Raw genomic sequence first — 19434 nt, 5'->3', positions numbered from 1 at the left:
GGGCCGGCTTCCTCGTGGAGGCCGGCCCCGCACTACCAGGCGTAGGCCTCTGGCGCCGGGCCTCCCGGGCCGGGGAAGAGCGCGTCGAGTTCGGCCAGTTCGGACTCGTCGAGCCCGATCTCCAAGGCGGCCACGGCGTCTTCGAGCTGCTCGACGGTCCGCGGGCCGATGATCGGGCCCGTCACGCCCGGCTGATGGAGCAGCCACGCCAGGCCCAGGCCCGCGGGGCTGACGCCCTTCTCGGCGGCCATCGCCTCGTAGCGCTCGAGCTGCGGCCGGTGCCGCTCAATCGCCTCGGCCATGTGCTCGGAGGCCCGACGCCCGGTCTCGGCGGTCGCGCCGAGGACGCCGCCGAGCAGCCCGCCTGCGAGCGGCGACCACGGGATGACGCCCAGCCCGTAGTGCCGCGCGGCCGGGACGACCTCGAGTTCGATGTGGCGGTTGACGAGGCTGTAGATCGACTGCTCCGAGACCAGCCCGAGGCCCCCGCGCCGCGCCGCCTGCTCATTGGCCCTGGCGATCGTCCAGCCCGCGAAGTTCGACGATCCGCTGTAGACCACCTTGCCCTGGCCGACGAGCACGTCGACCGCCTGCCAGATCTCGTCCCACTCCACGTCGCGGTCGACGTGGTGGAACTGGTAGAGGTCCACGCGGTCGGTCTGGAGCCGTCGCAGCGACGCGTGGATCTGCGCGCGAAGGTGGTACGCCGACAGACCCCGTTCGTTCGGGCCCTCGCCCATCACCCCGTACACCTTCGTCGCCAGGACGATCTCGTCCCGCGCGGCCGGACGCTCGGCGAGCCAGCGGCCGATGATCTCCTCGGTCCAGCCCTGGTTCGGTTTGCGCCCGTAAGTATTGGCGGTGTCGAAGAAGTTGACCCCGAGGTCGAGCGCGCGGTCCATGATCCGGTGCGCCTCGTCCTCGTCGGTGGTCGGCCCGAAATTCATGGTGCCGAGGACGATCCTCGAGACCTTGACGCCGCTCCGGCCCAGCCGTGTGTACTCCATGGTTCCTCCCGGCGATGGTGGACCCTCATGCTAACTCCGTGCGGAAAACCTTTTCCGCTTCAGGTGAGCACCGGGAGGCGTCGCAGGTCCTCGATCCGGTTCGCGTACGGCAGCTCCGCCGGTTCCTCCAGCGAGAAGAACCGCGTCATGAGGTCGACGAGCTGGGCGGGCCGCTCGAGGTGGACGAGGTGGTCGGCGCGGGCCATCTCCACGAACCAGCTCTCGCGGCACGTCAGCGCCAGCTCGCGGCACAGCTCGGGCGGCGTCAGCGTGTCGTGCTCCCCGACGGTGAACAGCACCGGCATCGCCGGGCCCACCGCGGTGTCGATGAGTTCGCGCTCGAGCAGCCGCCGGGTGTTGGCGACGAACTTCTTGAGCTCGTCGTCGCCGAGGTTCCCGAACCGCAGCGTCAGGATGCGCCGCACCACCGCGGCCGAGGCGACGTCGGCCAGCGGGTCGGGGTTCATGAGCATCTCGACGGCCGTCTGCCCGAAGCGCTCGCGTCCGCCCGCGGCGATGAGGTCGAGGACGGCGTGCATGCCCGGGCGTGCGGCCTGGGGAATCTCGCTCATCGTCCCGGCCAGCACCATCCGGGCGATCCGCTCCGGGTGGACCTGGGCCAGCCGGTAGGCGATCGCGGTCCCGTACGAGCCGGCGAAGACGTTGACGCGCTCGATCCCGAGGTCGTCGAGCAGGCGCGTCATCGCGTCCGAGAGGAGTTCCGAGCCGTGGTGCGGCGGCAGGAAATCGGCCTCGCCCCAGCCCGGCAGGTCCACCGTGACGACGTCGGCCGCTTCGAGCATCCCCTGCTCGACGCGCCCCCAGTCCTCCTTGCGCTGCATGGCTCCACCGATGAGCACCACCGGGTCGAGCCGCGGCGCGGGCGAGCGGGCGACGCGCGAGCGGTAGCTATACCCCTCCCAGCGGTGCGTATGGACGGTCGGGGTGACTGGCGTGTGCGGCATGGAGGCTCCCGTTCGGTGATCACGTCAGTGATGCGGAGATACGAGAGGTCACCTTAATGCCGCAAACGCGAATTTCTGGTATTTTGTGGCGCGCCCGAGGATATGTCGCTCAGGCGGGAACGCCCTTCCACGCCGTCCACAGGCTCGCGTACGCCCCGCCCGCCGCGAGCAGCTCCTCGTGCGTGCCCTCCTCGGCGATCCGGCCGTCCTCGACCACCGCGATCCGGTCGGCCGCCTCCGCGGCCTGCAACTGGTGCGCGATCGCGATGACGGTCCGCCCGTGCAGGGCCGCCGCCAGCGACGCCTCCACATTGCCCGCGCTGCCCGGGTCGATCCCGGCGGTGGCCTCGTCGAGGATCACCACGTCCGGGTCGGCCAGGATCACCCGCGCCAGCGCCAGCTGCTGCGACTCGGCGAGGTTCAGCTCGGAGTACTCCTCGCCGAGCATCGTGTCCAGGCCCTCGGGCAGATCGGCCGCCCAGCGCGCGTCGACGGTCTCCAGCGCGGCCGACAGCTCCTCGTCGCCGGCCTCGGGCGCGGCCAGGTTGAGGTTGTCCCGCAGCGTCGCCGTGAACACGTAGTGCTCCTGGGTCACGAGGATGACCTTGCGGCGCAGCGTCTCGAGTGCGATGTCGGCGACCGGCTCCCCGCCGAGCGTGACCGCTCCCGAACGGGGCCGGTCGATCCCCGCGATGAGCCGCGCGATCGTGGACTTGCCCGCGCCGGAGGGTCCGACCACGACCAGCCGCTCGCCCTGCCGGGGGTGCAGGCTCAGGCCGTGGAGGACGTCCGGGCCGTCGCCGTAGCCGAAGGTGACGTCGTCGAGCCGGACGTCGGCGCCCGAGGGGTCCGCGTCGCGCTCGTCGTCGGGCATCAGATGCACGCCCTCGACGCGCGCGAGCGCCGCCCCGCCCATCTGGAACTCGCTGAGCGACATCATCGACCGGAACACCGGGCCGTCCAGGCGCAGCGTCAGCATCGCCACCGCGACGACCTCGCCGACGCTCACGCCGCCGTTGAGGTACCACAGCCCGCCGACGATGGTGACGACGACGGCCGGGGTGAGGAACGACAGGTCCGTGGCCGGGAAGAACCACGTCTGGAGCCGGACGATGCCCTTGAGGCGCTCCATGTGGGTCGCGGCGCGCCCGTAGCCGGTCCCGCGCCGCTCGGACTGCATCCGGTAGGCCGCGACGGTGCGCGCTCCCGCGGCCGAGGCGGTGAGCGTCTCGGCGATCTCGCTCATCGCGGCGCGCTCGGAGAGGAACACCGGGCTCGCCAGGCGCATGTAGCGCCGCGCGGCGATGACGAGCACGGGGGCGCCGACGAGGAACAGCAGGCCGAGCTTCGGGCTGACGACGAACGCGGCGACGGTGATGACGACGACCTCGATGGCGGCGACGGCCACCTCCGGGCCGGTCTTGCGCAGCAGCTCGGCGACGGCGGCGACGTCGCCGGAGGTGCGAGTGGACAGGTCACCGGTCCCGGCGCGCTCGACGGTGCCCAGCGGCAGGCGCAGGACCCGGTCGATGAACGATTCGCGCAGCCTCGCGGCGGCCCGCTCGCCGAGCCGGTAGCCGAGGCGCCGCCCGGTCCGCATGAGCACGAACTGGGCGAGGACGCATCCGACGATGACGGCGCACACCAGGTCGACGCGGTCGGCGGTCCAGCCGGTGCCGATGCCGTCGATGACCTCGCCGAGCATGACCGGCAGGGCCGCGCCGGCGCCCGCTGCGGCGATGTAGAGGGCGATGACGGCGCTGAAGGCGGCCTTGTCGTCGAGGATGAGCCGTTTGACGGCGCGCATCATCTCGGCGCGGCCGGCGATCGGCAGCCGCTTGTCGGTGTCGGGCTCGCTCATCGGGACTCCTGTCGGGAGGTGAGGCTGCGGTACTCGCCGTCGTGGGAGAGTTCGGCGTGGGTCCCGACGGCGCGTATCTTGCCGTCCCACATCCACGCGACGCGGTCGGCGCGGGCGAGCCAGAGCGGGGAGGCGGTGACGACGGCGGTGGTGCGGCCGCGGCGGGCGGCGGCGACGCGTTCGGCGATGAGGGACTCGGTGTGGGCGTCGACCGCGGAGGTCGGTTCGACGGCGAGGAGGATCTCGGCTTCGGCGGCGAGGGCGCGGGCGAGGCGCAGGCGCTGGCGCTGGCCGCCGGAGAGGTTGCGCCCGCCGTTGGTGATCTCGCCGTCGAGCGTGGAGCCGAGGCTGGAGTGGACGTCGGAGGCGCAGGCGGCGTCGATGGCGGCGAGCGCCGCCTCGGGGTCGACGCGGAGGGTCTCGCCGAGGGTCTGGGCGAACAGGTAGTCGTCGCGCAGCAGCAGGATGCGCGCTCGGATCTCGTCGAGCGGGATGTCGGCGAGGGGAATCGAGCCCCATTCGGCGGGGGAGTCGCGGTAGCGGGCGAGGCGTTCGAGTGCGGCGGCGGCGGGCTTGCCCTCGGCGCTGACGATGACGGTGAGGGCGCCGGTGGGAACGGCCAGGCCGGTGTCGGGGTCGCGCAGTTCGCCGCGCGCTTCGCGGTGGGCGCCTTCGTCGGCGATGTCGGTGGAGGTGGCGAAGAACGCGGTGAGGCGGCGGGCCGAGACGCGGGCGGCGATGAAGGCCTGGGCGAGGCCGATGAGCGCGCCGGCGTGCTGGGCGAGCAGCGCGGTCATGCCGAACGCGGCGGACAGCTCGCCGATGCTGATGGTCCCGGGGAGGGCGAGGCGCGCGCCGGCCCACGTCATCGCGGCGATGAGGGCGAGCGGCAGGCTAGCCCGCAGCCCTTGGACCCACGAGTCGGCGGTGGCGACGTCATAGCCGGCGTCGCGCAGGTCGCCGGAGGCGGAGCGGTAGCGCGCGGAGAACTGGTTCTCGCCGCCGACGCCGCGCAGGACGCGCAGGCCGCGGACGACGTCGGCGGCCTGGCTGGTGAGCGTGGCGACGCTGGCGCGGTAGGCGATCTGGTGGTGCTGGAGCCGGCTGAGCATGGGGCCGACGAGGAAGCCGATGACGAACACGCCGCTGGCCGCGACGATGCCGAGCGTGGCATGGATGTTCCACAGCACGACGGTGCCGACGCCGAGCATGACCAGGCCCATCCAGCCGAAGCCGAGCTGGAAGATGAACGAACCGGTCTTGTGCGCGTCCTCGGTGGAGAGGTTGACCATCTCGCCTGGGGAGATGGCGCCGCGCACGCCGGTGCCGGCGGTGTTCAGGTGGTCGGTGAGCTCCTCGACGGTGTTGACGCGTGAGTGCGACTCGGCCAAGAACAGGAAGCGGTAGCCGGCGACGAAGACCCACGAGCTGGCGACGGCGGTGACGACCAGCGCGATCGACCAGGGGAGGAGGTGCTCGGTGGTGCCGGCGACGAGCACTTCGTCGACGATCTTGGCGATGACCCACGGCAGCAGGATCCAGGCGGTGCCGGAGAGGCTCAGCGCCAGGAACCCGAGGAGGACGCGGGCGGTCTGCACCCGGGCGACTCGCCACAGGTAGCGCCACGGGCTGGTCGGTATGGCTGCCGGGGACGGCGGGAGGGCTCGCAGCGGGTTCGGGCTCACAGTCGTCAAACGTATGCGCGGCCCCCGGCGGCGGCAATGTGTTTACCGACGGCGCGTGATGTGATCAGCCCCGCACTTTCCCGATGGACCGGCCGCCCGTTCCCGTCGGAGCCCCGTAGACGTGACGCCGGGGGTCCCCTCCGGGCTACCCGCTTCGGGGTGCGCCAGGTTCACTTCTGCGCGCGCACCAGCGCCTCCGCCGCCGCGTGCAGCCCCGCGGTGAAGCGCGGGTTGGCGCTCATCGCCGGTTCGGCCCGGGCGATCGCCCGCCACGCGTCGTCCTTGTACGTCTCGTCGCCGGTGACCTGGTACGCCTCCAGCATCGCCGCCGCCGCGATCGCCCATCCCGACGCGGTCGGGCCGTCATGGACGTCGGCCGGACGCGTCACCAGCTCCTCGGCGTCGGCCGCCGTGTCGAAGAAGCCGCCCATGCCGTCGGTGAAGTGCTCACGCACCTGCTCCAGCAGCGCTCGCGCCCGCTCGGTCCACTCGCCGCCGAGCCGCAGGAACCCCAGCGCCACGGCCGCGTAGTCCTCGAGGATGCCGGGCGCCTCCGACGCCACACCGCCGAGCGAGGCCCGCGCGAGGCGGCCGTCCTCGGCGATGTGGACCCGCGCCAGGGCCTCGGCGGCGCTCTCGGCGGCCAGTAGCGAATCCCTGTGGCCCGTCCGCGAGGAGTACTCGGCCAGTGCCGCGATCGCCAGACCGTTCCATGCGGCCACGACCTTGTCGTCGCGCCCGGGCTGCGGGCGGTGCCGGCGCGCGGCCAGCAGCCGGTGGCGCACGGCGGCCCACCGGGCGTCGTCGGAGGGGTCGGACGGCAGCAGCAGCACGTTCGCGCCGTGCTCGAAGTTCGGCCGCTGCGCCTCCAGACCGAAGACTCCGGCGGCCCAGGCGGCGTCGTCGACGCCGAGGGCCTCGGTGAGGTCCTGAACCGTCCAGACGTACGTCAGGCCCTCCACACCGTTCGTGTCGGCGTCGAAGGCCGCCGCGAAGCCGCCCTCCGCGGTAGTGCACTGCTCGAGCAGGAACGCGGCGGTCTCGTCGGCGATCCGCGCGAACAGCGTCCCCTCGCCGTACAGCCGCGAGTACAGCCACAGCAGCTCGGCGTTGTCGTACAGCATCTTCTCGAAGTGCGGCACGATCCACGCCTCGTCGACGCTGTAGCGGGCGAAGCCGCCCGCGAGCTGGTCGTAGATGCCGCCGCGCGCCATCCGCTCAGCCGTCAGCCGGACGTGGTCGAGGGCGGCCTCGTCGCCGGTGCGCACGTAGTAGTCGCACAGGAACCGCAGGGCCGGGACGCTGGGGAACTTCGGGGCGGTGCCGAAGCCGCCGTTGACCGGGTCGGCGGAGGTCAGCAGCGCCGCGGCGGCGCGGTCGAGCGACTCGGTGCGCACCGGCGGCGCGGGCGGGCATGGCCCGTCCAGCGGGCAGGCGGCGGTGATGTCGGCGAACGCTGGACCGCTCTGGGCGCCGGCCTCGACGATGGCCGCCCCTTGGTGGCGCAGCTCCTCGCGCTGCTCGGTCCAGGCGGTGTTCACCGCGTCCATGAGACGCAGGAAGTGCGGCTTGGGGAAGTAGGTCCCGGCGAAGAACGGCGTGCCGTCGGGGAAGGCGAACACGGTCATCGGCCAGCCGCCCTGGCCGGTGATCGCCATCGTCGCCTGCATGTACACCGCGTCGAGGTCGGGGCGCTCCTCGCGGTCGACCTTGACGGGCACGAACCGCTCGTTCATGGACACCGCGACGGTGGCGTCCTCGAACGACTCGTGCGCCATGACGTGGCACCAGTGGCAGGTCGAGTAGCCGATGCTGATCAGCAGCGGGACGTCGCGGCGCGCGGCCTCGGCGAGTGCCTCGGGCCCCCACTGGCGCCACGCCACCGGGTTGTGGGCGTGCTGGCGCAGGTACGGCGAGAGTGCTTCGGCGAGCTCATTCATCCCTCCAGCCTGACACATGCGACGATCCCCGGGGGCGGTCCGGCGCGCGGCGGGCGGGCCGGTCCCGGTAGGGCTGGCTGTACCTGCGCACGGGGGCTGGCGGTGCGCGGCATTGGGAAGCTCACCTCACTGCGCACGAGGCGTTTCGCGGCGAGTCTTGAGACATGATTTCAGCTGCACCGCTTCACCAACGGAAGTCACTCCTCAAGGGAGCGACCGTGGTCGGCTTCGCCGGGCTCGCCTCGGGCCTGGCGGCCATGGTCGTCCTGCACGCCACCGCCGGGACCGACCTGGCGCTCGACGTCATCAGCACGACCCTGTACTCGCCGCTGGGCTGGCTGCTGCCGGTCTCGCTGAGCCTGTTCGCGCTCGGCGCGAGCGCGTTCGGCGTGGTCGCGCGCGCCTCGGCGGCGCCGCGCTGGCTCGGCACGATGCTGTTCGTGTGGAGCGGCCTGATCATGCTCGTGGCGCTCTTCCCGACCGACCCGCCCGCGAGCGAGGACCATTCGGCGATCCATTTCGTGCACCGCTACGCGGCGTTCGCCGCGTTCTGCACCATGGTCGTGGTCGGCTTCGCGTTCAGCCGCTGGCTGGGGCGCGCCGACCGCGCCGCCCGGGCCGTTGCGGCGTGCAGTTGGGTGGCGCTCCTCGCTCTGACGGTGACGTCGTTGCCGTACGTGCTCGCGTTCTTCGGCGCCGAGGCCCCGGCTTGGACCGACGCGGCCGGGTTCAACCAGCGGATGACGGTCGGCTCGGAGCTGGTGGCGCTGGCGTTGCTGGGCGGTCGGCTGCGCCGTGGCGCTCAGCGCCCCGAACCGGTCCCTGGGCCCGCGTCGGAGTCGGTCCCCGTGGCGTCGCCGGCGGTCCGCGAGCGGGAGCTCGTCGCGGCCTGACGGCGGCGCCGGTGGAGCAGGAGCGCCCCGATCCAGGAGATCGCGACGACCGCGGCGGCGGCCCACTGGGCGGCCGCCGCGTATTCGCCGGGGTAGACCACGCCTTCGATGTAGGTGTCGATGAAGCCGGTCGGCTCCAGGCCCTCCTGGCCGGCCTGCCGACGGAAGTGGTCTTCGACGGGCGTCAGCGGGCACACGAAGCCGTACACGGTGATCACCAGGCCGTACAGGGCCACCGGCGCGTGGAGGAACCAGCTTTTCGGCCAGCGCCATGCCAGGAATCCGCCCAGCACCACGTACGCGACGAACAGGAAATGGACGATCATCGCGGCGTCGGCCAGGATCCGGTAGCCCACTGAGTGCACCTCCTCCCCGATGGGGGTGTACCCACGATCGACCCGGGTGCACCGGCCTGGGGCGGCCTAGTAGAAGCCTTCGACCTCGAACTCGGGGTTGCGGGCGGTCAGTACCAGCCGTTGTTCTCGGAATGCTCCCAGGCCGAGCAGGGGGTGCCGTAGCGGCCCGCGATGTAGCCCAGACCCCAGTTGATCTGTGTGACCGGGTTGGTCTCCCAGTCGCTGCCTTCGCTGGACATCTTGGAGCCCGGCAGGGCCTGGGGGATGCCGTAGGCGCCGATGGAGTTGGCGGCGTACTCGTTCCAGCCGGACTCGCGGGTCCACAGCGCCTCCAGGCAGCCGAACTGCTCGAGGTCGAAGCCGCTGTCGAGGGCGATGGCGCAGCCGGTGGCCCGGTTGCCGGAGAACTCGTCGCAGCTCGCCGGGATGTCCACTGAGGTGGGGTTGGCGTTCTGGGCGGCCTCTTCGATGGCGGCGGCCTCCTCGGCCTCGGCCGCCTCCTGCGCGGCCGTTTCGGCGTCGTCGAGGCCGTCGGCCTTGGCGAGCGCGTAGTCGGCGACGGCTTCGGCCTTGGTGGCGACGTCGGCGCCGGCGGTTTCGGCGATGTAGTTGACGTGCCGGTACCGGACTTCCTCGAATGCCGCTTCGGCCTCCGCCTGCTGTTCGGCGGCGGCCTGGCTGGGGTGGCGGGAGTCCTCTTCGGCGACGTCGTCGGTGGCGGCGTTGACCGCGATGACCGCGCCGAGCGCGAGGACGAGTACGGCAGCGAGCTTCGAACCGTACCGGGTCAGCAGTGGGATCATCTCTCAACTCCTGTGTCGCGGACGCGCGTGTGGACACACGCCCGCGACACAGCATGCCAGAGGTGATCGGTCAGACTTCGAGCAGGTTGGTCACCATCTCCGCGATCTCCGAACGCTCACTGCGTGTCAGCGTCACATGAGCGAAGAGTGGGTGCCCCTTGAGGACGTCGATGACCGAGGCGACGCCGTCGTGGCGGCCGACTCTGAGATTGTCTCGTTGCGCCACATCATGGGTGAGCACGACCTTGGAGCCCTGACCGATGCGTGAGAGCACGGTCAGCAACACTCCGCGTTCGAGTGACTGCGCCTCGTCGACGATGACGAACGCGTCGTGCAGGCTCCGGCCCCTGATGTGGGTGAGCGGCAGGACCTCGAGCATGTCGCGCTCGAGGATCTCGGAGATGACCACGTCGGTGGTGACCGCCCCGAGCGTGTCGAACACGGCCTGGCCCCACGGGCTCATCTTCTCGCCCTCGGTACCCGGCAGGTAGCCCAGCTGCTGCCCGCCGACCGCGTACAGCGGACGGAAGACGATGACCTTCTTGTGCGTCTCGCGTTCGAGGACCTGTTCAAGCCCGGCGCACAGCGCCAGCGCGGACTTGCCCGTGCCGGCCTTGCCGCCGAGCGAGACGATCCCGATCTCGGGGTCGAGCAGGAGGTCGAGCGCGACGCGCTGCTCGGCCGAGCGGCCGTGGATGCCGAAGGCCTCCCGGTTGCGGATGAGCCGGATCTTCTTGTCGGCGGTGACGCGCCCGAGCGCCGAGCCGTTGTTGCCGCCGAGGACGAGCCCGGTGTGGCAGGGCAGATCGGATTCGGGCGGCAGGTCGACCAGGTCACCGTTGTAGAGACCCGACAGCTCCTCATCGGACAGATGGAGCTCGCTCATGCCCGACCAGGTGGGGTCGACGGCCTGGCCGTGGCGGTACTCCTCGGTGGGCAGGCCGACGGCCGCGGCCTTGACGCGCAGCGGCATGTCCTTGGTGACCAGGACCGTGTCGGCCCCTTCCAGGCCGAGCGCGCGGGCCACGGCGATGATGCGGGAGTCGTTGGAGTCGACCGCGAAACCGGCCGGGAGGCCGGAGGTGTCGACGTGGTTGAGTTCGACCCGGAGCGTGCCGCCCGCCTCACCGATCGCGATCGGTTCGTCGAGGCGTCCGTGCCCGATGCGGAGCTCGTCGAGGCGCCTGAGGCATTCGCGGGCGAACCAGCCGAGTTCGGGATGGTGGCGTTTGGCCTCCAGCTCGCTGATGACGACGAGCGGGATGACCACATGATGTTCGTCGAACCGTGAGAACGCTCCAGGATCCGATAGCAGAACCGAGGTATCGAGGACGTAGGTGCGCTGTGTCAGCACGGTCGCCTCCCGGGTGTCGATGTGTGGGGGACGAGCCCCGTTGGTACTCACACTCTAGTTGGGAGGTGTGTCACTTCGCCACCGTTAAATGCATTGAAACAGTAACTGCTGGTCACTGGGGCGTCAGGAATCCGACAAAGCAGACACGCCGAGTAATCGCGCTACCACTGAAACTCGACCGATCCTCGGTGAGAATGAACATCGTGTCCAACGTGAGCGTCGCCGAACTCAAGTCGGCCATCGCCGCCGCCCTCCAGCAGGTCCGCGACGGCCAGGCCGCCATCACCGCCGCCAGCCAGAGCATCGGGGCCGCCCAAGGCTCCCTGACGGCCGTCACCACCGGATCGGGGCACGACGCCGTCGCCACCGCCCAGGCCGCCCTCGCCCAGGCCGCCTCCGAGCTCGAACAGTCCCTCGCCGCCACCTTCGCCGCCGCCGAGCAGGCCGAAGCCTACGCCGCGACCCTCTAAGAACGGAGACCCCAGTGGACGTCGCCGCCCTCGCGAGCCGGCTCCGCGCCGTCGCCGCCGACCTCCCGACGCCGGGCCTCGACACCGCCGACGCGCATCTCGAAGCGGCCCTCGCCGAACTCAAAGAGGCCTCCCGGGAATCGGGCGCCGAAGTGGGCCTCCACCGGCTCGGCGCCGCCCGCGAACACGTCGGCGCCGCCCGCAAGCGCCTCGCCGAGGCCTCGGGCGCCGTCCACGACTACCTCGACGCCATCGGCGCCGGGCCGGGCGCGCCGGTCACCGCGACCGCGGCGCCCGCGCCGCCGAAGGCCGCGCCCGTCGACCCCTCACGCTGGTGGACCGACCGCGTCAACGAGCTGTGCCGCCGCACCGGCCAGGCCGAGAGCACCGCGACCCCGCCCACGAAGCTGTTCAACGAGCTCCTGCGCGCCGCCGCCGACGGCTCCGCCGACCACTACCACCGGCGTCTGCGCGACGCCGGCCCCGAGACCGGCGTCAAACTCCCCGGACTCGCCTGGCCCCTCGTGCGCAGCCTCGCCGCCGAACACCTCGGCCGGACCCCGAGCGCCCGCGACATCCCCGCCCTGCGCGACCGCACCGCCGACAAGATCCGCTCCCTCGTCCCCGGCATCGAAGCCGAGCACATCGAGACCGCCCTCGCCTCCGCATGCACCCTCGGCCCGCCGAGGCAGGGCGAGGAGAGCGGCGACGCGGCCGCCACCGCCGCGGTCGGCCCCGCCCTGGTCGCCGCCCTCCACCGACTGGCCAAGACCGAGCGGAAGGCGCGACGATGAGCAGTTGGCGCAGACGACTGGTGGCCGCTCTGGCCGACGAACTGGGCACCGCCCGCGCCGAGGCCCGCCTCCTGGCCGAACGCACCGCCGCCGCGGCCGAGACCGCCCGAGGCGAGGCCGACGCCGCCATCCAGGACGCCGGACGCCGGCACGCCAAACTCATCGGCATCCACCGCCGCATGATCGCCACCCTCGAGGCCCGCAAAGAGCAGACCCTGCGCTCGGGCATCGACAACGCCGCCCGCTCCGCCGCGCTCGCCGCCCCGGCCGCCGCCGGCGCCCGCTGGGACCAGTGGGCCCCCGACCCGGCCCTCGGCAAGGGCCCCGCCCCGATGCTGCGCGTCGGCGCCATCGACGACGAGGCAGCCCTCCCCGCCCTCATCGGCCTGCTCGACCGCGCCCATCTGCGCATCGCCGCCGACGCCGCCGACGCGCTCCCGGGCATCCTCCTGCGCGCCGTCGGCTCCGTCCCGGCCGGCCTCGTCCGGCTCCACGTCTACGACCCCGAGCACCTCGGCGGCTCGCTCGCGGCCTTCGCGCCCCTCGGCAAGGCCGGACTGCTCTCCTTCGTGGGCCCCTCCGGCCTCCGCGAGGCACTCGACGCGCTCGTCGAGGACGTCCGGCGCGTCAACGCCGACGTCCTCGCCGGCGAGCACGCCTCCCTCGCCGAACTCGCCGCCGCCACCGGGCGCCGCCCCGAGCCGTGGCGCGTGCTCGTCCTGCTCAACGCCGACATCGCCTCCTGGCCCGCCCACGAGCGAGCCCAGCTCGCCCGCCTCCGCCGCACCGGCATCGCCGCCGGCGTCCACCTCATCGTCGTCGGCGACGAAGCCGAAGACCTCCCCCGCCTCGACTCCGGCGCCTACACGGAACTGAGCGGCGCCGCCATCAGACTCGACGGCCCGCCGCCCGCGCGGACCGTCACCGAGGCGGCCAAGGCCATCGCCGAGAAGCACAGCGCCGGCCGCGAACCCGCCCGGCTCGTCGACCTGCTCCCCGCCCGGCTGTGGGCCGCGAGCTCCGCGGCCGGCCTGGAGGCCGCCATCGGCGAGAGCCCCACCGGCGACCCCGCCCGCGTCAGCCTCGGCGACAACCCACCCCACGCCCTCGTCGGCGGCCCCTCCGGATCGGGCAAGACCAACCTGCTGTACGCGTGGATCGCCGCCCTCGCCTCCACCTACAGCCCCGACGAACTCGCGCTCTACCTCCTCGACTTCAAAGAAGGCGTCTCCTTCGCCCGCTTCGCCTCCGGCAGGCGCGACCCCACCTGGCTGCCGCACGTCCGCCTCGTCGGCGTCAACATCAACGACGACCGCGAATTCGGGCTCGCGCTCCTGCGCCACCTCAAAGAGGAACTGCGCCGCCGCGCCGAGGCCGCCAAGGCCCACGAGGCCACCAAGCTCGAAGAACTCCGCGCGGCCGACCCCGACGGCCACTGGCCCCGCATCGTCGCCGTCGTCGACGAGTTCCAAGTCCTCCTCGAAGCGCGCGACTCCGTGACCGAAGCCGCCGTCCAGCTCCTCGAAGACCTCGCCCGACGCGGCCGCAGCCAAGGCATCCACCTCGTCCTCGCCTCCCAGGACATCGCCGGCATCGAAGCGCTCTGGGGCCGCCCCAGCCTCGTCGCCCAGTTCACCCTCCGCATCGCCCTGCCCAAGGCCCGCCGCGTCCTCGCCGAGAACAACCACGCCGCCGACACCGTCCCCCGCTTCCACGCCATCGTCAACGACGAATCCGGCGTGAGCGGCGCCAACCGCACCGTCGCCCTCCCCAACGCCGGCCACGCCGCCGCCTGGGAACCCCTCCAGCGACGCCTGTGGGAAGCCCGGCGCGCCGACAACACCCCGCCCGCCCTGTTCGACGGCGACCACGTCCCCGACCTCACGAGCGTCGTGCCCCCACGCGAGACCGCGATCCTCGGCCAGACCATCGACGTCGCCGCCAGACCCGCCGAACTCGCCCTCCACCGCGCGCCCGGCCGCAACCTCGCCGTCCTCGGCACCCGCACCGCCGAAGCCGCCGACATCCTCGCCACCGCCGCGCTCTCACTCGCCCGCGCCGACCACGTCGCCGTCGACCTGTGCTGCCTCGAACCCGACGCCGCCGCCGGCGCCCTCAGCCTCGCCGCCGCCCTCGAAACCGAAGGCGCCGAAGTCACCTGGCACGACAGCCTCGCCCAGACCTGCAAGGACTGGGAACAGCGCGCCGACGGCGCGCTGCGCCTGGTCCTGCTGTACGCCGTCGACGCCGGCTCCGCCAGACTCGACGCCGCCGGATCCGCCGCCCTGCGCGCCATGCTCCTCGACGGACCCGAACGCCACCTGCACACCCTCGGCTGGTGGCGCTCCGTGCCCCGCCTGCGCGAAGACCTCGGCGGATTCTCCGCCCGCTTCGACGCCGTCGACGCCTGGCTCGCCCTCGACGTCCAAGGCCCCGAACTCGCGCCCCTCTCGCCCGCCTCCGGCGGCCCCGCCTGGTACCCCCGGCTCCGGCGCGGCCTGTTCTTCGACCGCGCCCGCCACCGCGCCCCCCACGTCGTCATCCCCTACAACGCCACCGAGCGACTGCCCCGACCCGACGCCGTCCTCGACGGCCCGCTGCCCTAGAGGGGTGCGATGGAGACCGACTACACCGACGCCATAGCGGCCTACCTGCGCGAACGCGAAGCCGCCGAAGCCGAGATCCGCGCCGCCGACGAGGCCTACCGGGCCGAGACCGCCGCGCTCACCGCCACCGTCGACACCGCCCGCGAACGGCGCGACGACGCCAACCGCGCCGCCGTCGAGGCCGCCACCCTCGTCGCCGAGACCGACAAGACCGTCGCCGTCATGTGGCGGGCACTCGGCGGCTTCGTCGGCCACCGGCGGACCGGGCCCACGCCCTACAGCGACGCCGGACGCGGCGAACCCGACGCGAAGGCCGTCCGCGCCCGGCTCTCCCGCGCCGGGCGACTCCTCGACCTCGCCCGCCGGGGTGAACTCCCCATCGAAGCGCCCCGCCACACCGAGATCACCGCCGGCGCCATCGGCGCCGTCATCGGCGCGATCGCCGTCGCCCTCGCCGCCTGGACGCTCAGCGGCGACGCCGAAGGCGCCGCGAAGGCGGTACGGCAGGCGCTGGCCGCCGCGACCCTGTTCCTGGGCGTCGCCACCGGCCCGATCGTCCTCGGCGCGTGGCTGTCGTGGCAGTACCGCGTCCGGCCCAGGCCCACACAGATCGTCGCGTGCACCGCCGCGGCCGTCGCCGCCACGTGCGCGCTCGCCGGCGCGTTCCTCCGGGGGATGTGACGAGCGGGTTGCCGCCATGAGGTACACCTGATGCGTCACAGAAACGTGAGGAGACGCGTCCATGCCAGGGATCGACGACACCAGCTCATGGCATTACGGCCCGCTGCCGTCCACCGACGACGCCCCCGCCTGGATCTACGGCATCGTGCCCGACGGCTGGATCGCCGGCATGCCCGAAGTGACCGTCGACCGCGACGAGATGATCATCATCTGCCCGCTCCCCGCGCCCGACCACCCCGGCGACGCCACCGAATCCGACCGCGCCGCCACCGAAGAGGGCCGCATCTCACGCTTCCGCGAGGCCACCCGGGACCTGCGCGTGCAGATCGCCCAGCAGCTGCAGTACCGCTACCAGCGGCAGGCCTCATGGGGCGCCCGCTGCGGCGCGACCACCATGGTGTTCACGCACCAGTCGATCCCGGTGACGACGCGGCTGCGGCAGCCCGAGCGGCTGGTACTGGACACGCTGGTGGGGTCAGGGGTGGCTTCGTCGCGCTCGGACGCGCTGGCGTGGTGTGTGCGGTTGGTCGAGCAGCACGCCGAGGACTGGCTCAAGGAGCTGCGAGAGGCCATGACGAGTGTGGACGACCTGCGCAGGCGCGGCCCGGCCGTTTAGTCGTGGAGCGCTGACGCCTGGGGAGACCGGCAATGGAAGGTGGGGCGCTGGCGGGAACGGTGTGGGGTTGATGGTCGGGCTGCCCTAAAGGCGTCAGCGACGAAGAGGTGTGTGCTCTGTGGAGGTCGGGTCGGCGGGCGTGCCGGTGGGGTGTGAGCGCTGGCCTCTGCGCGGGCGAGCCGTGTGGTGTCTGGTTTGTATTGCGGGGCAAGGATTATCGTGGTCCCGGGCGGCGGAAACGTGAGTGTTTTCCCACCCTAATGGGTGATGACAGGGGCCTTGTGTCCTGGGAGAATAGAGGTATAGCACGAACCGGCGGAAACAGCAGGTTCGTACGAGACCTCAGGACCGAGGGAGGTGTCAGATGGCCAAAGCGAGCATGAAGCCCAGCAGGACCGAGCGGAGCGAACGCGCCAAAGTCATCCACACCGAACTCGATGAGACTGCCGCGTTGATGAACTCGATGCAGGCCCAGGTGCTCGCTCGGGTGATCGAGGCGAAAGCCTGGAACATCCACCGCGACTGCGACGGCTTCTCGGCCTTGCGCGAGTGGCTGGTGTCGACCTTCGACTTCCACCTGCGCGTCGCGGCCGACCTGGCCGCGATCGCCCGCACCGCAGGCAAGTTCCAGGTGTTGACTGAGACGGCGACGTCGGCTGCGGCGCGGATTGACCGGGTCGCGGCAGCCGTGCGCCGCCTGGACGCGACCAAGGCCCTGCGCGTCTACGCGCGGGCTCCCTACCAAGAGCCGGTCCCTTCCCCCTTCGACGCTGAGGTGTCGTGCCCGACGCCGGAGCATCTGATCGCGCAGTACTGCATCCACGCCACCGTCAAAGACGTCCACGCCCAGCTCGACGAGCTCCAGGCCGCCCTCGACTCGGGTGAGGAGCTGTTGGACGGGCTGGGGCAGCAGTCGTTGCAACGCTTGGATCTGGTGGAGACCGAGAACGGCATGTTCGTCCTCTCCGGGCTCCTGTCGGCCGACACCGGGAAGCTGTTCGCCAAACTCCTGACGACAGCGGTGCCGCCGCCGCGTCAGGACGAGGTCGATCAGGACGGGTGCCTGCCGCCGGCGGCGAACCGGCGGGCCGAGGCCTTCCATCAGATGGTCGCGGCCCATGGGGCCGACCCGGACGCGGCCAAGCGGCACGGGCACACCGCCACCCTGCACCTGTCAGTCGACATCGACACCCTCGCCGGACACGACACCGGACGAGTGGCCACCTTGGAAGGCGACCCGATCAGTCTCGGGAAGGCCCGCCTGCTCGCCTGTGAAGGCCTGGTCATCCCCAACGTGTTCAACTACCGCACCGGCGAAGCGATCGAACTCGGCCGGGCCCTGCGCCTGCCCAACAGCGCCCTGCGGCGGAAGTTGGAGTTGGAGCAGCCCGGCGGGTGCGCCTGGACCGGCTGCCACGCCCCCGTCCAGTGGACCGAAGCCCACCACATCCGCCACTGGGCGAATGGTGGACCGACCGTGGCCGAGAACCTGATCCTGTTGTGCCGGTTCCACCACGGCCGCATCCACACCCCCGGCTGGACGATCACCAAGACCGGACCGGGTAAGGCGTTGATCGTCCACCACGACGGGCACGAGGACACCGACCCCGACCTGAAATGCGGGTGCGCCGACTGGCGCACCGACACCGACCTGGATGCCGACTTCGCCGAGGACATCGCGAACGCCTTCCCCACCGGCCTGTACCCCGAAGAATGGTCCGAGACACTGAAACCCGACCTCGAAGCGGTTGCCGAGCAGGCCGAGACCGAACAGGTCATGGCCGCCGCGAAAACCGCCCGCGCCAAAGCACGAGCACGCTTCACCACTCCGACACCCGACCCCGCGACCGCACTCGAACCGGCTTCAGCACCGGCACCCGAACCAGGGCAGGGACAGGGATACGAGACTTCGACACCACTCACTGAACCGAGGCGGGCTTGCGACCTCGTCAGTGCCGCACCGGCACTCGATTACAGACCACCGCCGGTCTTAACCCGCCCGCTGCGGGATGCCGTGGTGGGGAAGGGACCTCATAGGTCGCCAGCTCGAAACCGGCAACGGCTTCGAGCCCCTTCCCATGCCCAGGCCCCGAACCGGACCACCAGCCACCCCGTACCCGCCTCACGGCAGAACTCAATCCGACCCGGCACGAGCCCACCGACCGCCTCCGCGACGGCAGACCGCCTCCACCGTCCACCTGCCACAGCTTTTGTCGCCGCCATAGCGCAGCCGGGCCAGCCACAACACCGACCCCGCCAGCGCACCGGCGGCCATTGCCGGGCCCAGCAGGCCACTCCGCCCGACCACAGCAGCGCCTACTCCAAACACCCGCCCCCGCCACCCCGCCACCTCGTCATCGCTGCCATTGCGCAGAACGACCATCACGCCCGCCCGTCCCCGCCAACGCCCCCGCGGCCATTGCCGGGCCCAGCAGGCCATCCCGCCGGACCACACCGGCACGAAGATTCGCACGTGCACGCCGTCAGTTCGACGGGCCGGTGCGTAGTTACTGGCTACTCGTTACTGGCTACTCGTTACTGGTGCGGTCTGACCCTCTACCGGTCGCAGATCAGGAGCTTGTTGCCGTCGAGGTCGGTGGCGGTGAACCACAGGCAGGACTGCTCATCGCCGTTGACCCCGCTCACCTCGCTGCCACCGTCTTTCAGGAGCTTCAGTGTCGTCTCGAGGTCGTCGACGATCAGGTTGCACGTCGCCCACGCCAGGCCGGGCTTCGCGGCGATGCCGCTCGCGGGACCGAGCAGCGTCAGCCTTCGCACCGGTTCCCCGGTCTCCAATACGGCCGCGTGGGCCTCGCTGCTCGCGACCTTCAAACCGAACGCCGACGCATACCACTCCGCGGCCGCCGCAGGGTCGCTGACCGGCACGAACGCGCTTCCGATCTGTGTCATGACACGAACGTACCCAGCCGGTCCGATACCCGCCCACTCCGTCTTCAGCGGAGCGCCAGGACGGCCACGACGACCGCCAGCAAGAACGCGACCACGATCGCCGACCCGATCGTCCACGTCTTGACGTGATGCCCCCGCGGCGTCTCGCCCTGCTCCCTGCGGTGCGCCATCCCCGCCTCCAGTGCTCGATGTGGATATGCGCCGATCCTCATACATCAGGCCGCGCTGTGCCGGGAAACGACCGAATCCGACCGCTCGGTGATCGAAAGCGCCTCACGACGGCGCTCTAACGCGCTCATTCCATGATCGAAGCCGATCCCTTCCATTGGCCTGGCGGCCAGAAACAGTTTTTCGATGACTGTAAGTGATTGATCACGCCTGAAGTGCAAGTAGATCTGCTTGTTTCGAGCTTGAATGAGCATGAGGCGGGAGCCGGGTCGAGGAAGGCCTGTTCAAGACCGGATGAATCGCACATGAGTACCTGCGCGAGAAC

The 19434-nt window shown here is 71.5% G+C and carries 16 protein-coding genes and 1 pseudogene; 7 read left to right on the top strand and 10 right to left on the bottom strand.

What is annotated here, in order from left to right; all coding sequences use genetic code 11:
* Positions 1-32: 32 nt before the first annotated feature.
* The 5 genes from ACYVK3_RS02355 to ACYVK3_RS02335 form a co-directional block, all read right to left on the bottom strand.
* Positions 33-1007 (bottom strand): aldo/keto reductase, encoded by a 975-nt coding sequence (locus ACYVK3_RS02355; RefSeq protein ID WP_460495652.1) that lies wholly within the window; start codon positions 1005-1007, stop codon positions 33-35.
* Positions 1008-1066: 59 nt separating this feature from the next.
* Positions 1067-1972 carry an alpha/beta fold hydrolase gene (locus ACYVK3_RS02350; RefSeq protein ID WP_460495651.1) on the bottom strand — a complete coding sequence of 302 codons (906 nt, stop codon included), beginning with the start codon at positions 1970-1972 and terminating at the stop codon, positions 1067-1069.
* Between the two features lie 109 nt (positions 1973-2081).
* The gene (locus ACYVK3_RS02345) at positions 2082-3833 is read right to left on the bottom strand and encodes an ABC transporter ATP-binding protein (RefSeq protein WP_460495650.1); all 1752 of its coding nucleotides are present in this window, start codon (positions 3831-3833) and stop codon (positions 2082-2084) included.
* Positions 3830-5518: an ABC transporter ATP-binding protein gene (locus ACYVK3_RS02340; protein ID WP_460495649.1), complete on the bottom strand. Its 1689-nt coding sequence runs from the start codon at positions 5516-5518 to the stop codon at positions 3830-3832. The genes ACYVK3_RS02345 and ACYVK3_RS02340 overlap by 4 nt, the downstream gene beginning before the upstream one ends.
* Before the next feature lie 170 nt (positions 5519-5688).
* A complete protein-coding gene (locus ACYVK3_RS02335) occupies positions 5689-7458 on the bottom strand; it encodes a thioredoxin domain-containing protein (RefSeq protein ID WP_460495647.1) in 1770 nt (589 codons plus the stop codon).
* 164 nt (positions 7459-7622) lie between these two features.
* On the opposite strand from ACYVK3_RS02335, the gene ACYVK3_RS02330 reads away from it, so the two are divergent.
* Entirely contained in the window at positions 7623-8351 is a 729-nt protein-coding gene (locus ACYVK3_RS02330) for a DUF998 domain-containing protein (RefSeq protein WP_460495646.1), read from the top strand.
* Here the strand turns inward: ACYVK3_RS02330 and ACYVK3_RS02325 are convergent.
* From ACYVK3_RS02325 to ACYVK3_RS02315, 3 genes are all read right to left on the bottom strand, one after another.
* Complete coding sequence (locus tag ACYVK3_RS02325) at positions 8261-8707, bottom strand: DUF2784 domain-containing protein (protein ID WP_460495645.1); 447 nt, start codon at positions 8705-8707, stop codon at positions 8261-8263. The genes ACYVK3_RS02330 and ACYVK3_RS02325 overlap by 91 nt on opposite strands.
* 107 nt (positions 8708-8814) lie before the next feature.
* Positions 8815-9510 (bottom strand): lysozyme family protein, encoded by a 696-nt coding sequence (locus tag ACYVK3_RS02320; protein WP_460495644.1) that lies wholly within the window; start codon positions 9508-9510, stop codon positions 8815-8817.
* 70 nt (positions 9511-9580) lie between these two features.
* Positions 9581-10885: a PhoH family protein gene (locus tag ACYVK3_RS02315; RefSeq protein WP_460495919.1), complete on the bottom strand. Its 1305-nt coding sequence runs from the start codon at positions 10883-10885 to the stop codon at positions 9581-9583.
* A 182-nt stretch (positions 10886-11067) separates the two neighbouring features.
* Here ACYVK3_RS02315 and ACYVK3_RS02310 point away from each other — a divergent pair, with 182 nt between their 5' ends.
* The 6 genes and pseudogenes from ACYVK3_RS02310 to ACYVK3_RS02285 all read left to right on the top strand — a co-directional run.
* Positions 11068-11334, top strand: a complete 267-nt coding sequence (locus tag ACYVK3_RS02310; protein WP_460495643.1) for a hypothetical protein — start codon at positions 11068-11070, stop codon at positions 11332-11334.
* A 14-nt stretch (positions 11335-11348) separates the two neighbouring features.
* Entirely contained in the window at positions 11349-12128 is a 780-nt protein-coding gene (locus ACYVK3_RS02305; RefSeq protein ID WP_460495642.1) for a hypothetical protein, read from the top strand.
* On the top strand, positions 12125-14734 hold the full coding sequence (locus ACYVK3_RS02300) for an FtsK/SpoIIIE domain-containing protein (protein WP_460495641.1): 2610 nt from the start codon (positions 12125-12127) through the stop codon (positions 14732-14734). The genes ACYVK3_RS02305 and ACYVK3_RS02300 overlap by 4 nt, the downstream gene beginning before the upstream one ends.
* A 9-nt stretch (positions 14735-14743) precedes the next feature.
* On the top strand, positions 14744-15415 hold the full coding sequence (locus tag ACYVK3_RS02295; protein ID WP_460495640.1) for a hypothetical protein: 672 nt from the start codon (positions 14744-14746) through the stop codon (positions 15413-15415).
* 61 nt (positions 15416-15476) lie between these two features.
* Positions 15477-16031, top strand: a complete 555-nt coding sequence (locus ACYVK3_RS02290) for a hypothetical protein (protein ID WP_460495639.1) — start codon at positions 15477-15479, stop codon at positions 16029-16031.
* Between the two features lie 364 nt (positions 16032-16395).
* A pseudogene (locus tag ACYVK3_RS02285) lies at positions 16396-17529 on the top strand (HNH endonuclease signature motif containing protein); the annotation flags it as partial.
* A 1058-nt stretch (positions 17530-18587) separates the two neighbouring features.
* Here ACYVK3_RS02285 and ACYVK3_RS02280 read toward each other — a convergent pair.
* Complete coding sequence (locus tag ACYVK3_RS02280) at positions 18588-18941, bottom strand: VOC family protein (RefSeq protein ID WP_460495918.1); 354 nt, start codon at positions 18939-18941, stop codon at positions 18588-18590.
* Between the two features lie 215 nt (positions 18942-19156).
* Positions 19157-19363, bottom strand: a complete 207-nt coding sequence (locus ACYVK3_RS02275) for a hypothetical protein (protein WP_460495638.1) — start codon at positions 19361-19363, stop codon at positions 19157-19159.
* Positions 19364-19434 lie beyond the last annotated feature (71 nt).

The sequence above is a fragment of the Glycomyces tarimensis genome (assembly GCF_054776215.1).
Note: the sequence above shows the minus strand (reverse complement) of the source record. Positions and strands in the feature narration are given on the sequence as shown.

Coding starts and splice junctions, on each gene's coding strand:
- ACYVK3_RS02355 (WP_460495652.1), bottom strand. CDS start 1,007: ATGGAGTACACACGGCTGGGCCGGAGCGGCGTCAAGGTCTCGAGGATC.
- ACYVK3_RS02350 (WP_460495651.1), bottom strand. CDS start 1,972: ATGCCGCACACGCCAGTCACCCCGACCGTCCATACGCACCGCTGGGAG.
- ACYVK3_RS02345 (WP_460495650.1), bottom strand. CDS start 3,833: ATGAGCGAGCCCGACACCGACAAGCGGCTGCCGATCGCCGGCCGCGCC.
- ACYVK3_RS02335 (WP_460495647.1), bottom strand. CDS start 7,458: ATGAATGAGCTCGCCGAAGCACTCTCGCCGTACCTGCGCCAGCACGCC.
- ACYVK3_RS02330 (WP_460495646.1), top strand. CDS start 7,623: ATGATTTCAGCTGCACCGCTTCACCAACGGAAGTCACTCCTCAAGGGA.
- ACYVK3_RS02320 (WP_460495644.1), bottom strand. CDS start 9,510: ATGATCCCACTGCTGACCCGGTACGGTTCGAAGCTCGCTGCCGTACTC.
- ACYVK3_RS02300 (WP_460495641.1), top strand. CDS start 12,125: ATGAGCAGTTGGCGCAGACGACTGGTGGCCGCTCTGGCCGACGAACTG.
- ACYVK3_RS02295 (WP_460495640.1), top strand. CDS start 14,744: ATGGAGACCGACTACACCGACGCCATAGCGGCCTACCTGCGCGAACGC.
- ACYVK3_RS02290 (WP_460495639.1), top strand. CDS start 15,477: ATGCCAGGGATCGACGACACCAGCTCATGGCATTACGGCCCGCTGCCG.
- ACYVK3_RS02280 (WP_460495918.1), bottom strand. CDS start 18,941: ATGACACAGATCGGAAGCGCGTTCGTGCCGGTCAGCGACCCTGCGGCG.
- ACYVK3_RS02275 (WP_460495638.1), bottom strand. CDS start 19,363: ATGCTCATTCAAGCTCGAAACAAGCAGATCTACTTGCACTTCAGGCGT.